Source organism: Actibacterium sp. (assembly GCF_041584535.1).
GTDB lineage: Bacteria > Pseudomonadota > Alphaproteobacteria > Rhodobacterales > Rhodobacteraceae > Actibacterium_D.
In genome coordinates, this window is sequence record NZ_JBFHDW010000406.1 from 1 (window position 1) to 1,818 (window position 1,818).

Annotated in this window: 2 protein-coding genes; both read right to left on the minus strand. The window is 63.5% G+C overall.

Features of this window, described 5'->3' with window-relative positions:
• Nucleotides 1-17: 17 nt before the first annotated feature.
• A complete protein-coding gene (locus tag ABYW26_RS14170; protein WP_372605560.1) occupies nt 18-1,085 on the minus strand; it encodes a transporter substrate-binding domain-containing protein in 1,068 nt (355 codons plus the stop codon).
• Between the two features lie 26 nt (nt 1,086-1,111).
• Nucleotides 1,112-1,818: Hint domain-containing protein (locus ABYW26_RS14175; protein WP_372605561.1), on the minus strand; the 707-nt coding region annotated here is incomplete at its 5' end.

Sequence of the window (1,818 nt, forward strand, 5' to 3'; positions counted from 1 at the left end):
CCGCCGATCCCGACGACCTAGTTCTGTGAGCCGAAATATTTGCGATACAGCCGGTCATACGTGCCGTTTTCCCGCAGGGTCAGCAGCGCACGGTTGATCGGCTCAAGCAACGGGCTGCCCGAGGGCAGGGCAAAGCCATAAGCCTCGCGGCGGAACGGTGCGCCGATCATCTGGGCCTTGGACCTGCCGTCATGGTTGGCGTAATAGGCCAGCACCGGCGCGTCGAACACCACCGCATCCAGCTGTCCGGTCTCGAACGCCTCGATCAGCGCGCCCAGATCCTCATAGCCGACATAATCGACATCGCGGTCTTGCAGGAACGCGGCACTGGTTGAACCGCTGATGGTGCCGGTGGTCTTGCCATACAGATCATTCGGCGAATTGACCGAGCCCTGAATCGCGTCAACCGTCAACATCGCGGTGATCTTTGCGACAAAGATCGACACCAGAAACAGCGACGACAGCACCAGCAGCACGCCAAAGACCCGGCCGAAAAAAGTGCGAGGCACGCGTTCTTCGAAACCGCCATTCACCACAAGGTTCAGCGCCCACCAAAAGGACGGGAACATCGCCTCGCGCGCGGGGCGGTCGAAAAACGGCTGGGCGCGGCGTTCCAGATGCCACATCAGCATCCCGCCGCCGAACAGCATCAAAAAGGCGACGATGATCGCCAGCACCAGATCGCGCGACAGGATCACCCGCCAGACCGTGCTGATCTGGTTGCTATGCGGCACCATGATCTGCAAGCCGCTTTCAAAGATCGCATGGCTGAAATCCAGCACCTTTTCGCGCTCGGCGGTGATCGAGATATTGGCGACCGCGATGTCGATCGTTCCGGCCTGCACCCGCCCCAGCATGTCGCTGAAGGTGTTTTGGCGGGCATAGGTCGAGGACTTGCCGATTTCCTTGGCGACGGCCTCCCACAGCTCGATGCTAAAGCCGGTCTGCGCCCCGTTGTGAAAGGTCGAGAACGGCGGGCGTTCGACCGTCGCCACCTCGACCGTCTGCGCACTGACAAGCCCGGGCAGGGCGGCGCCAAGGGTCAGGGTCAGGGCGGTCAGCAGCAGGCACAGGGATCGGAGCATGGGCTTTCGGGTCCGGTTGGCTAGGGTCAACGGCTGAACAATGCCGCACAAAGCGTTACTGCCTCATAGGCGCGCAGAACGGGACATGCCAGTTTCTTGTGTAACGGCAAGCTGTTGGCGGGTGCATTGCGCAACACTGTCGTGGCCAGCATTTCCGGCGTTTCGCGCAGATCGCCGATGAACAGGCTTTCCATCGGCAGGCCCGCCACATCCAGCATCGTGTGGTCGTCCAGCACCAGTTGGTGATAGCGCACCGTCGCGGCACAATCGGCAGGCACGGCGCAATTGGTGCCGACAAGGGCCTGGGCCTCGACCAGAACGCGCTCTTCTCCGAACAGGTATTCGACCTCGGGGCCGCGCACGATCAGCCGCTGTTCGGGGGCGACGATCACATCGCGCCGAAGCCCCAGAAAGGGCGCCCGCAACCGCAAGGGCCGGAACCGCCCGCGCGCGGGCACGTCGCGCTGGGTGCTGAACCGGATCGGATGCGCATGGCCATCCACGTCCTGCACCAGATCGCCCGCGCACAGCTGATCGGCGCGGCGATAACCTTGCGGCGTCAGAACCGGGGCGGCGCCCGACAGGCTGGGGGCAAGGCCGACGGGTTCTTGCCGGTCGGACAGGCCAAAGCATACCACCCCGCCGTCAAACCGCACCGCATCCCCGCCTTGGTTCAGCGCCGCCACATCGCCCGCCAACCACGGCAGCGGGTCACAGAATTCCTTTTGCAGCA

Excerpts from the sequence above, each read along its gene's own strand:
- ABYW26_RS14170 (WP_372605560.1), bottom strand. The coding sequence starts at position 1,085 with ATGCTCCGATCCCTGTGCCTGCTGCTGACCGCCCTGACCCTGACCCTT.